Here is a 14689-nt window from a genome sequence, read left to right as displayed (position 1 = left end):
AGTCTTCGGGCCCTGAGAGACATTCCATGTCAAAGGCACCGATCGTGTATTTCGAAGCGGCGAGCCTTCTGCCGTCGTCGTGTCCTCCAACGTACCGCTGCTTGCCGAGGATCTGACGATCATCGCGGCCAGTGCCTCTTTCTGCAGCGCCTTCGAGATCGATCCGGCGTCAGTTCCGGGCGCAAAGCTCGATGACCTGGGTGCGGGCGAATGGGCGATGCCAAAGCTCCGGTCACTGCTGATGGCGACGGCATCCGGCAGTACCAATATCCTGGCCTATGAGGTGGACCTGAAACGGCCGGGCAACCGCACGCGGCAATTGCTCGTCAATGCGCAGCGGCATCAATCTTCCGCATCGTCATCATCGCCGCGAAGGCCCGCTTGGCCTCTGCGCCGCCGGCTGCCAGCGCCTCTGTCAGCGCGCCCGGCGTGATCTGTCAGTTGATGCCTCGTCTGTCCTTTCAGCAACCGAAGTTGCCTTGTGTTACTCCGACAGCTGGGCACCCTACCCGCCGGCCTTCCGCCGCCTCGGCCGCTTCAGCCTCCCCCGAAACAGCCCCCGCTTCTCGATCGGCTCGAAGACCGCTTCGGATCCTTCCGGATCCAGGATCTCGTTATCGGCCAGCCATCGTTCGATGTCGGACATTTCGGGGGTCTCATATGGCTTCAGTGTCTCGACATGCGATCCTGCATTCTGCGCCCGCAGCATCTCGATGGCCGCAATCAGTGAGCCGCATTGATGGATCGCCTGATCGATGGCGTCAGGCGTGGTGCCCAGATGCTCGGCCAGCAGATCATTCCTGAAGCTCGCGATCCTCGTGGAGAGCTGCTCTGAGGCGCCCGCCTCCAGGGCGACGTCACATTCCTGGTCGAAGCGCATCGATCTGTTGTTGATGTTGGACGAGCCGACGCGAAGATATTGGTCGTCTGTGATCATCAGCTTGGCGTGCACGTAGATCGGCTGGCCCTTCGCCGTGATCGGGTGATAGATCCTGAACCGTCCGAACTTATCGTGGCGGCGCAGGGATTCGACGAGGCGGGCGCGGGCCGTGTCCATGGCGATCTGGCCCAGCCAGTTGTCCGAGGTGGTCGGATTGATCAGGACGAATTCCGGCCCCTCCGGCTCGGCGAGCCTTCGTGCGATCGTTTGCGCCACGGCACGCGAGGCGAAGTACTGGCTCTCGGCATAGACCACGCGTTGGGCCGCGTTGATCATGTCGATCGTGAGATGCTCGATCTCCGTGACGGCGGTCTCGTCCTGATAGGCTGGACTTGTGCGGGCAATGGCGAGATCGACCTTGCCGAAGGAGAAGTGCGGAGCGCTGTCCTCAGTCGTCGGGACCGTCTCCACCAGCGGCACGTCCTTGCCGCCTGCGCGGGTCCATCGCTGGCGGCAGAGTTCGCCGAGCGCATGGGCGGCCGACCCCGTGAAGCGGCTCGATATGTCATGCCAGGGACCATAGGGCTTGCCGTTGGGGCGGCGGCGGTCAGGGTTGTCGTCCAGATGCTCTCGCGTGTCCCATCGATCGAGCGTCACGTCGATGCCGCCGCAATAGGCAACGGCATCATCGATCACCAGCATCTTCTGATGGTGGGAGCTGCCCAAGGGGTGCTTGCCATCCAGGCGAACGGAGATCTGCCTGTTCCATTTCCAGCGCAGAAGATAAGGAAGGTTGGACGGCCTTGCCCAGCTGGCGAGCGGTGCCGGGCTCCACAGCAGGATCCTGATTTCGAGACCGGGGGTGCGACGCGCAAGCCAGAGGAGGAAGTCCCCCACCCCGCGCGGGGCTCCATCATCGACCTTGGGGTGACCAAGGGTGATGGACGCATCGAAATCCCAGCCAACAAAAAAGATCGACCGCTTGGCCGCCATCATCGACGCGCGGACCGACGCAAAATAGTCATTGGCATCGATGAGGATCGAGAACTCGTCGGCTTTCTCGATGCGCCAGCAGTTCTGGGAAGGCGAGAAGATCGTGGGAAGCGCCATCGGATACTCCAGACACGGGGTCGCCACACTCGGCTAGCGCAATGGGGGCGATCCGTCCAGTGTTTAGGATGGTGGCCAGGTCCCCTGCCAGCGCAGCGATGGATCACATTCGAGTGGCAAGATCGAAACATGCTCAGAATTGCCGGTCTAGACTTGACGCACTGCTCGACTGGATCGCCGTCGCGCCCGGCTGAAATTTCCTCTTGAGCCGGGCCCAAGGTCATAGCCTAAAACCGATTCATCCGAAGACGGAGGGATTATGGCTGACAACAAGACGAAGGAAATCTGGCTGACTGCTGCTCAGTGTGCGCGGCGTATCGGTCTGACCGTACGGGCGCTCAGGATCTATGAGGCGGCGGGCCTTCTTTCTCCGCGCCGGACGGACAAGAACTGGCGGCTATATGGGGCGCAAGATCTCGCGCGGCTCACCGAAATCCTGACGCTGAAGCGGCTCGGGATGACGCTGGAGCAGATCAGCAGGCTGCTGCGCGGGCAATCGACCGATCTGGAGCGGGTCCTCTCCGTTCAGGCGCGCGCCCTGCAGGAACAGCTCTCACGCGTCCAGCATAGTCTTACCCTCGTTGACAGCCTCCGAACGAAGCTCGCTGCCGGGGACATCCTCTCCACGGAGGATCTGCTGATGCTAGCAAAGGATACATCGATGACTGACACATCTCCGAATGCCATCGCCTGGCGACGTTACGAACAGATGCGGCCCCGCACCGAACGCCAAATCGATCCGTTGCTCTATGCTGATTACGCCGGGCATTATCTCCTCGGAACGGTCGCCTTCACCATCAGGCACGGCGATAGCAGGCTCTATGCCCGTGTCACCGGCCAGGCGGAACTGGAGATCTTCCCGGAAGACGTGGACCGGTTCTTCTACAAAGCGGTACCGGCACAAATCGTGTTCACCCGAGATGCTGACGGAAAGGTGACGGCCCTGACGCTCCATCAGGATGGCCATGAACAGGTAGCACTCCGCGTCGGGGAAGACGTCGTAAGCGCGCTGGAGCAAACGCTTGCCGACAGGATCAAGGAAAAACGGCCCGTGCCCAAGAGCCGGCTTCTCGTCGAAGATCTCGTGCGCCAGCATCAGCGGGGCGAACCCGACTATGCCAAGATGTCGCCACCGCTCGCCGCGATCGCACGAGAACAGGCAGAGGCTATCAGGGGAGAATTGCAGCGTCTGGGTCCAACGACAGATATCGCCTTCAGGGGTGTGACCGACGAGGGCTGGGATGTCTACGATGTCAGTTTCGAAAACGGGCGTCAGGAATGGAGTTTCTCGCTGGCGGCCGATGGGCGCTTCAACGGGATCTTCATTCGAAGATTGACCTGACGTCCTTCGGAGACAAGCCTCGCCGCACACTCACTGGCTCCTGTGGTTGATCCGCGACCATCCCGCGCAACCAAACTCTCCCCCAGTCGTTCCCCCTTCGAACCACCAGATGCGAAGGGAACAGACGATGGCAAAAGATGATGCGACGGTGACGTATGATGGGCCGGCCGGTGGGTGGGGGTCGCTTCGCGGGATCGCCCGTATCGTCCGTGAAGAAGGCATCAGCCCTGGCGCCATCGCCACCCTTCTGGAGCAGAACAAGCCGGGTGGCTTTGCCTGCGTCTCCTGCGCCTGGACGAAATCGGCCGATCACAAACCCGTCGAGTTCTGCGAGAACGGCGCCAAGGCAACGCTTTGGGAACTGACGGGGCGGAAGGCTGGGCCAGAGGTCTTTGCCCGGCACAGCGTGACCGAACTCAAGTCTTTCAGCGATTACGATCTTGAGCAGCTCGGACGACTGACGCATCCGATGCGCTACGACCGGGCGAGCGATCACTATGTGCCCTGTTCCTGGGATGAGGCCTTTGCCGCGATCGGGCAGGAGCTTCGCGGAATGGATCCGAAGAAGACAGTGTTTTACACCTCCGGGCGGGCGAGCCTGGAGACGTCCTATTGCTGGGCGCTGTTTGCCCGGGCCTATGGCCACAACAATCTGCCCGACAGCTCCAACATGTGCCACGAGACGACATCGGTGACCCTGAAGAAGGTGATCGGCTCGCCTGTTGGCACTGTCGTGCTCGACGATTTCAAGCATTGCGATGCGATCTTCTTCGTTGGCCAGAATACCGGCACGAACAGCCCGCGTTTTCTGCATGACCTGCAGGCGGCGGTAAAGCGCGGCTGCCGGATCGTGACCTTCAACCCGGTACGCGAGCGCGGGCTGGAGCGCATGATCAGCCCGCAGGATCCAGTGGCGATGGTGAGCGGTCACGCGACCGAGCTGTCCTGCCAATATCACCAGGTGAAGCCGGGCGGCGATATCGCGGTGCTGCTCGGGCTTTGCAAGCATGTGCTGGCCGCCGACGATGCTGCACAGGCCGACAATCGTCAGATTATCGACCGCGCCTTTATTGCCGAGCATACGGTCGGCTTCGAGGCGTTCGAGGCGCGCGTGCGGCAGGTCGAGTGGGCCGAGATCGAGGTGGTGTCCGGCCTCACCCGGGCTGCGATCGAGGCGGCGGGCGCGGTCTATATCGAGGCGGACAGTACCATCGGCATCTATGGCATGGGCCTCACCCAGCATGTGCACGGCTTCGAGAATATCGCGACCTATATGAACCTGCTGCTGATGAAGGGGAATATCGGGCGCAAGGGGGCCGGCATGTCGCCGGTGCGCGGGCATTCGAATGTGCAGGGGCAGCGCACGGTCGGCATTGCCGAGAAGCCGGAACTGGTGCCGCTCGACCGGCTGGCAGAGCTCTTCGATTTCGAGCCGCCGCGCGAGAAGGGCATGAACACGGTCGAGGCCTGCGAGGGCATCCTCAAGGGCGAGGTGACCGCCTTCATCGGGCTTGGCGGCAACTTCCTGCGGGCGATCCCGGAACAGCGGGCGATGGAGGAGGCCTGGCCACGCATGCGGCTGACGGTTCAGATCGCCACCAAGCTCAACCGCGGTCATCTGATCAATGGCGAGGTCGCCTATCTCCTGCCCTGCCTGGGGCGGAGCGAAATGGATCTGCTCACCGGCAAGCCGCAGGTGGTGTCGATGGAAGACAGCCTCAGTTCAGTTCACGGCTCGGTCGGCAAGCGCAAGCCGGCGAGCGATCAGCTGAAGTCCGAGATCGAGATCGTCAGCCGGATCGCTCAGGCAACGCTGCCGGAAAACCCGAAGATGATGTGGAGCCGCTGGGCGCAGGATACCGCTCTGGTGCGGGACCTGATCGAGCAGACCTATCCGGACCAGTTCAAGGACTTCAATGCCCGGATCTTCACGCCCGGTGGCTTCTACCGGGGCAATTCCGCCCGTGAGCGGCAGTGGAAGACGGAAAGCGGCAAGGCGGAGTTCGTCACGCCCGAGATGCTCTCGGCCACTGGTTTTGATGCGGCACCGGGCCGCATGAGCCTGATCACCATGCGCAGCAACGATCAGTTTAACACGACTATCTATGGCTATAGCGACCGCCTGCGCGGGATCGAGGGCAAACGCGACGTCCTGCTCATCAGCCCGCGCGAGATCGAGCGCCATGGATTGACGGTTGGGGAACGGGTGACCCTGGTCACCGATGCCGGCGACGGTATCGATCGGCGGGTGGGCGGGCTGGAAGTGCTGCCCTTCGATCTGCCGGATGGCTGTGTCGGCGGCTACTACCCGGAGCTCAACCCGCTGGTGCCCCTCTCCCACCATGACCGCGCTTCGAAGACGCCGGCCTACAAGTCCGTGCCTGTCCGGATCGAACGGACGGGCTGATCTCGTCCCACCGAACCGGCGAAATCCGGACCAGACATCAAAAGATGGAACAATGTCGCTCCGCGCGTGTTGCGCCGAAAGGTCGCGAGCGCAGCGGGGGGACAGTGTGCTCGGGGCAAACGACGAATTCTACGCCGGACTGGGGTGGCAAGCATGAACCTGGATATCTATTGCGGCCCCGCGCCGTCGCCTGAGACACTGTGGAGCACCTGGAATTTCGATCCGCCGCTGCTCGCCGCCATCGGCGCCGTCTTTGCGCTACTGGTCATTTCCGCCGACAACGGGCGTCAGCGGCTGGCGGCCATCACCGCCCTTGTCGTCATGCTGATCGCCTTCGTGTCACCGCTCTGCGGGCTGGCATCCGCGCTGTTTTCGGCACGGGTGCTGCACCACATCCTGCTCGTGACTTTCCTTGCGCCGCTGGTCGTGCTGTCGATCCCGCCACGGTCCAGGGAACGCCAGCTTATGCCGGCACAGCTCTCGTTCATCGTGCACACGATCCTGATGTGGGTCTGGCATGCGCCGGGTCCCTATCTCTTCGCCCTCTCCTCACCTGCCGCTTACTGGTTGATGGAGCTGACGCTGATCGGCTCGGCTCTCTGGCTCTGGGCGGATATCTTGTCGCCGCGTCGCTCCGCAGGGGCAGCGCTTGCGCTTCTGCTCGGCACCACGATCCAGATGGGCATGCTCGGGGCGCTTCTCACATTTTCGCGCGAACCCCTCTTTGCCGCGCATATGGACACAACGCATCCCTTCGGGCTTTCGCCGCTTGCAGACCAGCAGTTGGCCGGGCTTCTGATGTGGGTGCCGGCCGCCCTTCCCTATCTGCTGGCCGCCTTGCTCAGACTGCGCAGCGTGTTTGCCGGACGAAGCTTCGATAGCGAGGCGCCACGTTGATGATTGCGCTTTTGAAGTTCGTGCATATTGCGGCGATCGCCATCTGGACGGCCGGGCTGATCAGCCTTCCGAGCCTCTATGTTCAGCGGGCGCATGTGACAAGCGATGATGCGCTCTATCGCATGCAGCGCATGACGCGCTTTGCCTTCGTGGTGCTGATCTCGCCGGCGGCCTTCATTGCGGTGGCAAGCGGCATCGGCCTCAGCTTCCTGAGAGATGTGTTCTCGCCATGGTTTTCCTGGAAGCTGGCCTTTGTCGGCCTGCTGTCGATGTTCCACGTCTTTTCGGGGCTGGTGGTGATCCGGCTGTTCAAGGACGGCGAGGTTTATCCGGCCTGGCGCTTTGTGCTGGCGACCGCAAGCTGCTGTGCCGTCGTGCTGGCCATCCTGGTGCTCGTGCTTGCCAAGGAGGCGCCTCAGGTCTCCCTCCCGGCCGTGATGTACGAGCCGGGTGGGCTGAAGCGCCTGCTCGATCCGATCAATCCTTGGGCGACACCATGAGGCCGATACCGTGATCGAAGATCAGCTTGCCGCCATGCCAGCCGGCAATCCCCGTCAGAATGGCTGCCAGAACCGAGAGCAACATGCCATGCGGCAGAACGACGTTTGGATCGATGAGGCGCAGGCCCCAGTTCGCACCGGCAACGGAGATCAGGGTGATGGCCGCAATCGCATGGGCCCAGCTGGCGGCGCGTGCCCGGATGCCGGGCACGAGCAGAAGTTCAGCCGTTCCGACGAGGCCCGCGGCGACACCCGCTCCAAAGGCCGTGCCGGAGGACCAGAGGCCGACGCGCAGCCAGAAGGGATCGGCCGTGAACCAGTAGAAGACATCGACGGCCAGCGTGCCGAAGACGAGGGCGATCGGGAAATGCACGCTCATGGCATGCAAGGGGTGACCGGCGACGGCTACCGCGGAGGTCTTGTCCTTTTCTTCCAGCTGTTCAATGACGGGATTGGCAGCGTCGGTCTGCGATGTTTCGGCCATGGGGGTTCTCCGTTTGCGGGGAAAAGGTCGGTGACCGGTGGAATGTTCCATCGCCTTGCACCGCTCTCTCTGGGGGCTCTGTTTCTCACCTCCTGTTCCGGCGATCTCTCGGCGCTTGATCCGGCCGGGCCCTATGCCGGGGCGATCGCCAATCTCTGGTGGATCATGCTTTTCGGGGCCGGATTGATCCTGTCGCTGGTGCTTGTTCTCTTCTGCCTCGCCTTCTTCAAACCCGGCTTCGGTCGCAGTCTCTCGCCCAAGGGCTGGATGATTGCCGGCGGCCTGTTCCTGCCTGTTCCGGTTCTCATCGCGCTCATGACATACGGCATGGCGCAAGGGGAATATCTCATCGGGGCATGGCAGAACGAGCCTGTCGTCGCACGCGTCGAGGCGCGCGGCGCGATGTGGCGTTGGGAGTTCGGCTATCCCGACACCGGCGCCGATATCGCAACCGACGGGACGCTGCACATCCCGGCTGGTGGCGTGGTCGAGGTTCGGGTCACCAGCGCCGATGTTGTGCACAGTTTCTGGATCCCCAGGCTTGCCGGGAAGATCGATGCCGTGCCCGGACATGAGACCGTTCTGCGCATCCGGGCCGATGTGCCCGGGCGCTATGGCGGCATCTGCGCCGAATATTGCGGCATCGGCCATACCGGCATGCGCTTTGCCGTCGAAGCCCATCCGCCCGAAGTCTACCGCCAACGCCTGACCGCGCTTTCCGCAGGAGTGCCCGCACCATGACCGACGCCAGACCCGAGACCGGGTATCAGACACCAGGGTCGGCGATCCGGCTGCACCATCAGCTGGATGCGATCTGGGGATCGGGGCGCGGATGGCAACGATTTTCGGCCGTGAACCACAATGTGGTCGGCATGCGGTTTATGGTGACGGCGCTGGTGTTCTTTGCGATCGGCGGCGTGCTTGCCATGCTGATCCGGGCGCAGCTCGCCTCGACCAACAGCGCCTTCCTCGACGCCGCCCAATATGCCCAGGTCTTCACGATGCATGGCGTCATCATGATGTTCCTGTTTGCGATCCCCTTCTTCGAGGGACTGGCGATCTATCTGTTGCCGAAGATGCTGGGTGCACGCGATCTCGCCTTCCCGCGCATGTCCGCCTATGGCTACTGGTGTTATCTCTTCGGCGGCTCTTTCCTGGTCGCAGCACTCATCTTCGGCATTGCGCCTGATGGCGGCTGGTTCATGTATACGCCGCTCTCGTCGCGGCCCTATTCGCCCGGCATCAATGCCGATGTCTGGCTGCTCGGCATTACCTTTGTCGAGATCTCGGCCCTGTCTGCAGCGATCGAGATCATGGTGACCATCCTCAAGGTTCGCTCCCCGGGCATGTCGCTCACCCGCATGCCGATCTTTGCCTGGTACATGCTAGTGGTAGCGGCGATGATGCTGATCGGCTTTCCACCGCTGATCCTCGGCTCGATTCTGCTGGAAGTGGAGCGGGCCTTCGACCTGCCCTTCTTCGACCCGACGCGGGGCGGCGATCCCCTGCTCTGGCAGCATCTGTTCTGGCTGTTCGGGCATCCGGAGGTCTACATCATCTTCCTGCCAGCCGCCGGCGCGCTCTCGACCATCATCCCGGTTCTGTCGCGCACGCGGCTCGAAGGCTACGGCCTGATCGTCGCGGCGATCGTCGCCATGGCGTTCCTATCCTTTGGGCTGTGGGTCCACCACATGTATACGGTGGGTATTCCGCATGTGGCGCTCTCCTTCTTCTCGGCCGCAAGCGCGCTGGTCGCCATTCCCACGGGGATCCAGATCTTTGCTTGGCTTGCCACCATGGCGCATGGCAAGCCGCGTTATTCGATCCCGATGCTGCATGTGTTCGGCTTCTTCTTCGTCTTCGTGGCGGGCGGGCTCACCGGTGTCATGCTCGCCATGGTGCCGTTCGACTGGCAGGCGCATGACACGCATTTCGTCGTGGCACATCTGCATTACGTGCTGGTCGGCGGCTTCGTCTTTCCGATGATGGCGGCGGCCTATTACTGGCTTCCGCACATCACCGGGCGCCAGCCGGTGCAGCATCTGTCGAAGCCCGCCTTCTGGCTGATCTTCATCGGATTCAACGTCACCTTCTTCATCATGCACCTGACAGGCCTGCGCGGCATGCCGCGACGAGTGTTCGAATATCCGCAGGCGGCCGGATGGGAGGTGTTGAACTTCATCTCGTCGGTCGGCGGCTTCGTCATGACCATCGGCTTTGCGCTGGTGGCACTCGACCTAATCATGCTCATTCGCCACGGTCGACCATTTCGCCGTGATCCCTGGGAGGCCGGCACGCTTGAATGGGCAACCCCCACACCGCCGCCGTCCTATAATTTCGGCTCCCTGCCGCATATCGACCGCCGCGCCGATGCGCTCGAGCCGCGGAGCCTTGGCCCGGAGCTTGCCGCTGGGCGTGGCTATCTCGGCTTCGTGCGCAATGGCTGGATGGAAACGCTCACCGTCGACATGGTGACCGGGCGGCTCGACCATGTCGTCGTGCTTCCCCGTCCGACCTATCTGCCGCTCTGGACGGCGATGGCGACGGCCGTCTTCTTCGCGAGCCTGCTGACCAAGCTCTACTGGCTGACGCCTGTTGCCCTCGTCGCGGTCATCATCCTCTTCTTCCTCTGGACGCCGGATACGGGGCTGAAACAGGAGATCGGCCCGCTGGAGGTCGGCCTTGGCGAACGGGCACTGCATCACCAGGAGGTGGCGCAACCGCCCTCCTGGTGGGCTGTCGTTTTTGCGCTTGCTGCGGATGCGACGGCCTATACGTCGCTCATATTCGGCGCATTCTTCCTCTGGCTTTCCGCCCCGAACTGGCCGCCGCCGGATCTCGACTTTACCTTCGTAGCGCCCTCGCTTGTCGGAGGACTGGCGCTGGTCACCGCCGCCGTTGCCGGGCGGCTAGCCGACGGAACACCGGGCCGGACGGTCACAAGCCTCTCGATTGCGCTTGCAGCCCATCTCACAGGCGTTGCATCGGTTGCCGTGATCCTGATGTCGATCCCGGCACCGACGGGGCATGCCGCCTCAGCCGCTGCCTTTGCGGTTGCCGCCCATGTGGTGCTGCATGCGGGCATCGGGGCCGTGCTGGCACTCTATGGGCTGTGGCGCTGGCGAGCCGGGTTTATCGGGCCGGCGCGGGTGCTCGATCTCAGGATCGGTCAACTCTGGCATGACTATACGGCGGTCGCCGGCCTCATCGGGCTTGCCTTCCCCTTCGTGCTGCAAAGCCTGACCGGGATCGGAGGGCGATGAGATGAAGGCACCTGCGTTTGTGCTTCTGCTAACAGGCTTTGTGATCTGGGCCGGCGCCTTCCTGCTGCTCTACGCCACCCAGGCGACTGGCTGCCACCTCGGCTGGCACCGGGTCGAAGTCGGCCCGATCTCAGCGCTGCGGCTGTTGCTGGCAGTGATGCTCGTCCTGGTGCTGGCGCTGATCGGCGGGCTTCATTGGTATGGGCAGCGAGCGCTCGGTGAACCGCAGACCGATGAGGCGAAGCTGCTGATTAAGATTGGCGGCATGCTGCAGGCAGCAGCCCTTGTGTCGACGCTGATCACCTATGGCGGGGTGTTGTGGCTGACCTTGTGTTGAAGTCGGGCAATCATCCCCGTCTGGCGGCATCGATCTTCGCCACATCGATCTTGCCCATCTCCATCATCGCTTCGAAGGCGCGCTTCGCCTCCGCGCCCTCGGCGGCCATGGCTTCGGTCAGGGTTCGCGGCGTGATCTGCCAGTTGACGCCCCATTTGTCCTTGCACCAGCCGCAAGCGCTCTCTCGGCCACCATTGCCAACGATGGCGTTCCAATAGCGGTCTGTCTCTTCCTGGTCTTCGGTTGAGATCTGGAAGGAGAAGGCTTCCGAGTGCTTGAACGCGGGCCCGCCGTTCAGGCCCATGCAGGGAATGCCGGCGACCGTGAAGTCGACCGTCAACACGTCCCCCGCCTTGCCGGAGGGATAATCGCTCGGGGCGCGGTGAACGGCCTTCACCTCTGAGTCGGGGAAGACGGTCGAGTAGAAGCGCGCGGCCTCTTCGGCGTCGCGGTCGTACCAGATGCAGATGGTGTTCTTTGAAATGGTCATGGCTTTCCTCCCCGATGAGATTTCCAGTCACTCCAGGTGACGCCACCCCATCGAGCGCCGGCTGCGCAAGGTCGCCGTGATCCCGCTTACTGCGGGATCGGTGCCCTCATCGTGCAGACGAGGCCGGTCGGGAGATATTCGACGCTGACCTGGCCGTCGAAATCGGCGGCGAAGATCCGCGAAATGAGCTTCGAACCAAATCCTTCCGTCTTCGGCGGATGGACATGCGGTCCGCCGCTTTCCTGCCAGACGAACTGGAAGGCTTCGTCGGGATTCTCCGCCTTGCGATCGACCTTCCAGCGAATGTCAATCTTGCCATTGCCATCGGAAAGCGCGCCGTATTTGGTGGCGTTGGTGGCCAGCTCGTGGATGGTGAGCGCTACCGTCAGGGCGTGTTTGGCGGTCAGGTCGAGGTCGTGACCGGAGATTGAGAAACGCTGCTCGCTCTGCACATGCGGGCGCAGCGCGTTTTCGACCACGGCACGGATCGGTGCATCCTGCAGGGCCTTCGTCGAAATCATGTCATTGGCCTCGGCGAGTGCTTGCAAGCGACCGGTGAAGGCATCGCGGCGATCGCGGATATCGTCGCCTTTCAGCGTCTGACGGGCGATAGCGCTAACCACGGCGAGCGTGTTTTTGATGCGGTGTTGCAGTTCACCGTTCAATAGCTCGAGCCGCTGCCGGGCGCCGGTAACGTCGGAGATGTCCTTGGATATAGACAGAATATGGGAGGGGCTGCCATCGGCGTTGAAGATCGGTGCCACCTGAACATCCCAGAAGCGGCTATTGCCCTTCACGGTGTTCGCTTCACCCACAAAGCGGGAGGGCTTGCCGGCAATCGCCGCTTCCACTGCCTGCTTGGCGGCGGTATTGCCATCGCCACTCCAGAAATCTGGCCAGGGGCAGCCCTTGAGCGGCGCGAAATCGTCAACTTCCATGACCCGCTTGCCGCCTTCGCTCATGAACTGAAGGCGGCCCTGGAGATCGAGCACCTTGATGCAGTCGCCGGAGCCACTCAGGACCGCTGCAAGCAGCGCGTCATTGCGGACCAACAGCGGATCAGCGGCCGTCAGTTCGCCTACCATGCTGTCAACGGCACCAGCCGCCGTTGCGGACTGCATCACAGGGTCAGTCATCTCTCATATCAGCCCAATTGAGACAGAAAATCTCTGCCGGAATCCTTGCTATCAAAAACGACAAGTAGCAACCCAGAAACGTCACTCCGGGGCACGTGAAGTGCTCCGTCAGTTCACGGTCAGGTCTGCCGTTTCGCCGAAGGCGATGATCAGCTTGGGGCTGGTCATGTCGCCGCTCTCCTCGTCGACCTGGATGGAATAGGCGGCGACGCCGAGGTGGCGGGCGGACATGGCGGTGGCGATCTTCTCCGCTGAGGCGGCGCTAGAGGCCTGCCGCATCTCGCCGGGCACGATGTTGCCCCGGTTCTTCTTGAACGGCAGGACGATAAATTTTTCGGAGAGAGACATGGGAGAACTCCTGTTCGTTCGCTTCTTGTTCTCCCTATTGGGGAGGAAGTCAACCACGAAGCGTCTTGCAGTTGAGGCGTCGGCAGGGAGCCGCTGTCGTTTCGCGGAGAACGTTTCTTCTCCGGCCACAGACCAGTCTGAGGACGGATTGCGGAAAATACAGGTGCTGCGCCCGGCGGTCCGCGAGCGCAGCTATCGCGTCTGGCTTGACCGACCGTGATGGCTTCAGAAGAGGCCGACGCCCGGAGGTGGGGTCACGGGGGTCGTCGGTGGCGGCAGGGGCTGGCCTTCAGGGACCAGATCGTCCTGCTGGAGGATGTCTGCCTCCGGCAGAGGACCGCCGATCACCTCGTTGGGGACTTCCACAGGCGCATCAAGCGGCGGCAAAGCCGTCTGGTTGGGATCTCCGCCCGGGACCGTCGCGAGAGACGGGTCCGTGGCAGGCTGTGTCGGATCGGTGGTCGGGGCCGGCGCTGCAGCAGAAGCCGGCTTGGCGGGCTCAGGGGCCGGCTTTGCCACGGCTTCGACGCCCGGCGGTGGCGGAACCTCCGACGTCGTCTTGCAGCCGGTCAGCCAGACGTCATAGATCGGGTGTTCTACGGCATTGAGTGCCGGGCTGTCGGCAAACATCCAGCCAGAGAAGATACGGCGGATCTTGCGGTCGAGCGTGATTTCATCGACCTCGATGAAGGCGTCGATCTTCTGGGCTTCGCTTTCGTCACGCGAATAGCAGATCTTCGGCGTCACCTGGAGGGCGCCGAACTGGACCGTCTCATTGACATAGACGTCGAAGGTGGTGATGCGGCCGGTGATCTTGTCGATTCCGGCGAATTCGGCGACGGGATTCTCGAGGCGGGCGGCATCGGCCTTGCCGGCCAAGCCGACTGATGCTGCGGCGGCAAGTCCGACAACCGGAACGGCCCATGCCCATGCACTCAATTTCATCGTCACGCTCGCTTTCGTGGATCCACTGGCCCAAATCGACCGGAAGCCAGATACAAGAAGGGCCTCGTTCAAGAGGCCCTAATGCCGGATTATGGCCAAATCGGGTATCAGCCGCCCGGCGTCCATGCGTCGTAGTCGCCGGTGACGCGCGGACGCTCGCCGGTGGCGGAGATGGAACCCTGCGGACGGTAAGCGGCAGCCGTGCCCGTCGGATTCGGGCGATGCGCCTTTTCCCACTCGCGCGGCTTGTAGTCTTCCTTCGACGGCGGGGTGTCGGTGCGGTAATGCATCCAGCCGTGCCAGCCAGAGGCAATCTTCGAGGCTTCGGCATAACCGTTGTAAATGACCCAGCGCTTCGGCTGGCCCCAGCTCGTCATCGGGCCTTCATAGTAGACATTGCCAAACTCGTCTTCGCCGACGCGCTTGCCATGACGCCAGGTGAAGAAGCGGGTCCCCATGGTCTGACCGTTCCACCAGGTGAAGATCTGCAAGAGAAGCTGCTTCATCGTGTATCCTTGGGCAATTACCGCAGGCCGCAGGACGGCCTTGT

The 14689-nt window shown here is 62.6% G+C and carries 13 protein-coding genes and 3 pseudogenes; 8 read left to right on the top strand and 8 right to left on the bottom strand.

Features of this window, described 5'->3' with window-relative positions:
* Positions 1-26 precede the first annotated feature (26 nt).
* A pseudogene (locus tag C0V73_RS09230) lies at positions 27-337 on the top strand (histidine kinase); the annotation flags it as partial.
* Here the strand turns inward: C0V73_RS09230 and C0V73_RS23250 are convergent.
* Both C0V73_RS23250 and C0V73_RS09225 read right to left on the bottom strand, forming a co-directional pair.
* Positions 327-461 (bottom strand): annotated as a pseudogene (locus tag C0V73_RS23250) (VOC family protein); the annotation flags it as partial. The pseudogenes C0V73_RS09230 and C0V73_RS23250 sit on opposite strands and share 11 nt — an antisense overlap.
* A gap of 44 nt (positions 462-505) precedes the next feature.
* Positions 506-1990 carry a phospholipase D-like domain-containing protein gene (locus C0V73_RS09225; RefSeq protein ID WP_102019734.1) on the bottom strand — a complete coding sequence of 495 codons (1485 nt, stop codon included), beginning with the start codon at positions 1988-1990 and terminating at the stop codon, positions 506-508.
* A gap of 259 nt (positions 1991-2249) precedes the next feature.
* On the opposite strand from C0V73_RS09225, the gene C0V73_RS09220 reads away from it, so the two are divergent.
* The 4 genes from C0V73_RS09220 (at position 2250) to C0V73_RS09205 (ending at position 7136) form a co-directional block, all read left to right on the top strand.
* The gene (locus tag C0V73_RS09220) at positions 2250-3332 is read left to right on the top strand and encodes a MerR family transcriptional regulator (protein ID WP_102019733.1); all 1083 of its coding nucleotides are present in this window, start codon (positions 2250-2252) and stop codon (positions 3330-3332) included.
* A 127-nt stretch (positions 3333-3459) separates the two neighbouring features.
* Positions 3460-5739, top strand: coding sequence for an FdhF/YdeP family oxidoreductase (locus tag C0V73_RS09215; RefSeq protein ID WP_102019732.1), 2280 nt, complete (start codon positions 3460-3462; stop codon positions 5737-5739).
* Between the two features lie 153 nt (positions 5740-5892).
* Entirely contained in the window at positions 5893-6636 is a 744-nt protein-coding gene (locus tag C0V73_RS09210) for a cytochrome c oxidase assembly protein (RefSeq protein WP_102019731.1), read from the top strand.
* Positions 6636-7136, top strand: coding sequence for a CopD family protein (locus C0V73_RS09205; RefSeq protein ID WP_102019730.1), 501 nt, complete (start codon positions 6636-6638; stop codon positions 7134-7136). The genes C0V73_RS09210 and C0V73_RS09205 overlap by 1 nt, the downstream gene beginning before the upstream one ends.
* On the opposite strand, the gene C0V73_RS09200 is transcribed toward C0V73_RS09205, so the two are convergent.
* Positions 7114-7620, bottom strand: a complete 507-nt coding sequence (locus tag C0V73_RS09200) for a DUF2231 domain-containing protein (RefSeq protein ID WP_102019729.1) — start codon at positions 7618-7620, stop codon at positions 7114-7116. The two genes, C0V73_RS09205 and C0V73_RS09200, sit on opposite strands and share 23 nt — an antisense overlap.
* 42 nt (positions 7621-7662) lie before the next feature.
* Between C0V73_RS09200 and coxB the strand changes: the two genes are divergently transcribed.
* Genes coxB through C0V73_RS09185 form a run of 3 tightly spaced genes read left to right on the top strand, consistent with a single transcriptional unit; the run spans position 7663 to position 11220 of the window.
* The gene (gene coxB, locus C0V73_RS09195; protein ID WP_102019728.1) at positions 7663-8361 is read left to right on the top strand and encodes a cytochrome c oxidase subunit II; all 699 of its coding nucleotides are present in this window, start codon (positions 7663-7665) and stop codon (positions 8359-8361) included.
* Positions 8358-10883 (top strand): cytochrome c oxidase subunit I, encoded by a 2526-nt coding sequence (gene ctaD, locus C0V73_RS09190; RefSeq protein WP_102019727.1) that lies wholly within the window; start codon positions 8358-8360, stop codon positions 10881-10883. The genes coxB and ctaD overlap by 4 nt, the downstream gene beginning before the upstream one ends.
* 1 nt (position 10884) lies before the next feature.
* Complete coding sequence (locus C0V73_RS09185; RefSeq protein ID WP_102019726.1) at positions 10885-11220, top strand: hypothetical protein; 336 nt, start codon at positions 10885-10887, stop codon at positions 11218-11220.
* Between the two features lie 10 nt (positions 11221-11230).
* On the opposite strand, the gene C0V73_RS09180 is transcribed toward C0V73_RS09185, so the two are convergent.
* From C0V73_RS09180 to C0V73_RS09155, 5 genes and pseudogenes are all read right to left on the bottom strand, one after another.
* Positions 11231-11704 (bottom strand): VOC family protein, encoded by a 474-nt coding sequence (locus C0V73_RS09180; protein WP_102020332.1) that lies wholly within the window; start codon positions 11702-11704, stop codon positions 11231-11233.
* Positions 11705-11796: 92 nt separating this feature from the next.
* Positions 11797-12846, bottom strand: a complete 1050-nt coding sequence (locus tag C0V73_RS09175; RefSeq protein WP_102019725.1) for an HWE histidine kinase domain-containing protein — start codon at positions 12844-12846, stop codon at positions 11797-11799.
* A gap of 108 nt (positions 12847-12954) precedes the next feature.
* Positions 12955-13194, bottom strand: a complete 240-nt coding sequence (locus tag C0V73_RS09170; RefSeq protein WP_076395840.1) for a hypothetical protein — start codon at positions 13192-13194, stop codon at positions 12955-12957.
* Positions 13195-13704: 510 nt separating this feature from the next.
* Positions 13705-14139: pseudogene (locus C0V73_RS23245) on the bottom strand (DUF2155 domain-containing protein); the annotation flags it as partial.
* Between the two features lie 107 nt (positions 14140-14246).
* Positions 14247-14645: an NADH:ubiquinone oxidoreductase subunit NDUFA12 gene (locus tag C0V73_RS09155; protein WP_102019722.1), complete on the bottom strand. Its 399-nt coding sequence runs from the start codon at positions 14643-14645 to the stop codon at positions 14247-14249.
* Positions 14646-14689: the final 44 nt, after the last annotated feature.

Source organism: Rhizobium sp. TH135 (assembly GCF_002855515.1).
Taxonomy (GTDB): Bacteria; Pseudomonadota; Alphaproteobacteria; order Rhizobiales; family Rhizobiaceae; genus Allorhizobium.
This window is presented reverse-complemented; position numbering and strand designations above follow the sequence as displayed.